The organism is Streptomyces sp. CO7 (assembly GCF_053474865.1).
The window spans coordinates 242,611-245,612 of the sequence record NZ_JBRIOU010000003.1; the positions used below are offsets into that span (position 1 = coordinate 242,611).

The window sequence follows — 3,002 nt, forward strand, 5'->3', positions numbered from 1 at the left end:
GCTCGCGTCGTATCCCGAGCAGGCATGGCTGGTCCGCGTCACTCCGGAGCAGGCCCGGCCGCTCCGGTTCAGCCCGGGATGAGGCCCTCGTCGGTGAGCAGGGCGCGGACCTCGTCCAGGGTGGCGTCCGGGGCCGGGAGGATCAGCTCGGAGGGCTCCAGGGAGTCGTCCGGCAGCGGTTCCCCCAGCTCGCGGACCTTGTCCAGCAGGGCCCGCAGCGTCCGGCGGAAGCCGGGGCCGTCGCCCTGCTCCATCTCGGACGACAGTTCGTCGTCCAGCGCGGAGAGTTCGGCCAGATGGCTGTCGGACAGCCGGACCTGACCCTCACCCATGATCCGAACGATCATCCCGGGCCTCCCTGAAAGCGGTCGGGGCTACTGCGGGGGTACTGCCGGGCTACTGCTCCTTGTGGAACCGGGGGGAGTCCTGCGGCTGCTGCTGCGCCTGCGGGCCGCCCTCGATGGCCTGCTGCTGCTCGGCGGGGCCCGACAGCTCGGCCTTCATCCGCTGGAGCTCCAGCTCCACATCCGTACCACCGGAGAGCCGGTCCAGCTCGGCCTGGATGTCGTCCTTGGCCATGCCGGACGGGTCCTCGAGCGCGCCCGAGGCGAGCAGCTCGTCGATCGCGCCGGCCCGCGCCTGCAGCTGCGCGGTCTTGTCCTCGGCACGCTGGATGGCCAGGCCGACGTCGCCCATCTCCTCGGAGATGCCGCTGAACGCCTCGCCGATCCGGGTCTGCGCCTGGGCCGCCGTGTAGGTGGCCTTGATGGTCTCCTTCTTGGTGCGGAAGGCGTCCACCTTCGCCTGCAGCCGCTGGGCCGCAAGAGTGAGCTTCTCCTCCTCGCCCTGCAGGGTGCTGTGCTGGGTCTCCAGGTCCGTCACCTGCTGCTGCAGCGCGGCACGCCGGGTCAGCGCCTCGCGGGCCAGGTCCTCACGGCCCAGCGCCAGCGCCTTGCGGCCCTGCTCCTCCAGCTTCCCCGACTGCGACCGCAGCTGGTTCAGCTGGAGCTCCAGACGCTTGCGGGAGGTCGCCACGTCGGCGACCCCGCGCCGCACCTTCTGCAGCAGCTCGAGCTGCTTCTGGTACGAGTAGTCGAGGGTCTCGCGAGGGTCCTCGGCCCGGTCCAGGGCCTTGTTCGCCTTCGCGCGGAAGATCATCCCCATACGCTTCATGACACCGCTCATGGGCTTCGCGCGCCCCCTTCTGACGACTTCCAGCTCCAGCTACTGCCGACACAACCCACGGTACGGGCTGTGTCTCCATTACCGCACTGTCCGACGGGCGATGCGGTCCTCCGCGAGGACGACCGCGGACGCGTCCGGTCCGGCCCAGGGAGGAGATCATCCCCCCGGGTGCAGAGACGCGGGCCGTTGCGGGATCGTTCCCACCGGGGCGGTGGTCCATGCCTGGCGCCACCCCGTACCCTTGGGTTTTGTGTTCCGAAGCCGTGCCAACGCCGAGAAGGCCAAGGACGCCGCGCAGTCGCCGGTGAGCCAGGCCAAACAGCCCCGTGACCCGCAGGCCCCGAAGGGCAGGCCGACTCCCAAGCGGAGCGCGGCCCAGTCCCAGCGCCGCAGCGTCGCCCACACGCCGACCAACCGCAAGGAGGCGGCGAAGCGGCAGCGCGAGGAGCGCCGGTCCGCCATGGAGCGCCAGCGCCAGGCGCTCGCCTCCGGCGACGAGCGGTACCTGCCGGTGCGCGACAAGGGCCCGGGGCGCCGTTTCGCCCGGGACTACATCGACTCCCGCTGGTGCGTGGCCGAGTTCTTCCTGCCGATGGCCGTGATCATCCTGGTCCTGACGATCATCAGGAACGAGCAGATCCAGTTCATCGGCATGCTGCTCTGGCTGGCGATCATCGTGATGATCGTCCTGGACTCGCTGGTGACGGGCCTGCGCCTGCGCAAGCGGCTCGCCGAGAAGTTCCCGGACCACAACCGCCGCGGCGCCGTCGCCTACGCGCTGATGCGCTCGCTGCAGATGCGCCGGCTCCGGCTGCCCAAGCCCCAGGTCAAGCGCGGGGAGCGGCCCTGACCACCACCGGCTCCGCCGGGGTGCCGCGGCAGGCGACCCCCTTCGACTCCGACGCGGCCCGCGCCTGGCTGGGCAAGCTGGGCGGGCTGCGTGACGTCGTCCGCCAGGAACTGGTGGCGCGTCAGCTCGACGAGCAGATCATCGCCCACTTCCCGGTCGGCAAGCGGCTGCGGGTGCTGGACGTCGGCATGGGCCAGGGCACCCAGGCGCTGCGGCTCGCCCGCGCCGGGCACCAGGTCACCGGCGTCGAGCGCGACCCCGTCATGATCGAGGCCGCGCGCCGGGCCCTGGAGGGCGAGCCCGCCGGGATCCGCGAGCGGGTCCGCCTGGTGGAGGGCGACGGCCAGGAGACCGGCGTCCACTTCCTGCCGGGCGCCTTCGACGTCGTGCTCTGCCACGGCGTGCTGATGTACGTCGAGGATCCGGACGCGCTGCTCGCGGGCCTCGGCCGGATGCTGGCCCCCGGCGGGCTGCTCTCGCTGCTGGTGCGCAACGGCGACGCCCTCGCCATGCGGCCCGGTCTGGCCGGCGACTGGGCCGGCGCGGTCGACGCCTTCGACACCGTGGGCTACCGCAACCGGCTCGGGGTGAACGCCCGCGCCGACCGGCTCGACGCGCTCACCGAGTCGCTGGCCGGCATCGGCGCGCCGCTGCGGTCCTGGTACGGCGTCCGGGTCTTCACCGACCTCGCGCCCGACGGCGCCACCGCCCCCTCCGACCTCGAGGACCTCCTCGCCGCCGAGGAGCGCGCCGGCCGCACCGACCCGTACCGCCGGGTGGCGGCCCTGCTCCACCTCTGCGGCTCCCGAGGCGTCCCGACGGCCTGACACCCCCGCCCCCGTACGGGTGCGTCGTACAGGTGAGTCCCGGATGCGCTGCCGCGGCAGCGCATCCGGGACTCACCTGTAGAGGGCACGCACCGCCCGTCGTCCGGGGCTCGTGGCGGGCCCGTTCGGGCGTACAGGAC

3 protein-coding genes and 1 pseudogene are annotated in these 3,002 nt (G+C 72.6%); 2 read left to right on the top strand and 2 right to left on the bottom strand.

Annotated elements, in window-relative coordinates; all coding sequences use genetic code 11:
- Positions 1–68: 68 nt before the first annotated feature.
- Positions 69–347 (bottom strand): PspA-associated protein PspAA, encoded by a 279-nt coding sequence (gene pspAA / locus ACOV8S_RS10985; RefSeq protein WP_108953779.1) that lies wholly within the window; start codon positions 345–347, stop codon positions 69–71.
- A 49-nt stretch (positions 348–396) separates the two neighbouring features.
- On the bottom strand, positions 397–1,164 hold the full coding sequence (locus ACOV8S_RS10990; protein ID WP_448317911.1) for a PspA/IM30 family protein: 768 nt from the start codon (positions 1,162–1,164) through the stop codon (positions 397–399).
- A 239-nt stretch (positions 1,165–1,403) separates the two neighbouring features.
- On the opposite strand from ACOV8S_RS10990, the pseudogene ACOV8S_RS10995 reads away from it, so the two are divergent.
- Together ACOV8S_RS10995 and ACOV8S_RS11000 are read left to right on the top strand one after the other, a co-directional pair.
- Positions 1,404–2,035: pseudogene (locus ACOV8S_RS10995) on the top strand (DUF3043 domain-containing protein).
- Between the two features lie 113 nt (positions 2,036–2,148).
- Positions 2,149–2,862 carry a class I SAM-dependent methyltransferase gene (locus ACOV8S_RS11000; protein WP_448317912.1) on the top strand — a complete coding sequence of 238 codons (714 nt, stop codon included), beginning with the start codon at positions 2,149–2,151 and terminating at the stop codon, positions 2,860–2,862.
- Positions 2,863–3,002 lie beyond the last annotated feature (140 nt).

Coding starts and splice junctions, on each gene's coding strand:
- pspAA (WP_108953779.1), bottom strand. CDS start 347: ATGATCGTTCGGATCATGGGTGAGGGTCAGGTCCGGCTGTCCGACAGC.
- ACOV8S_RS10990 (WP_448317911.1), bottom strand. CDS start 1,164: ATGGGGATGATCTTCCGCGCGAAGGCGAACAAGGCCCTGGACCGGGCC.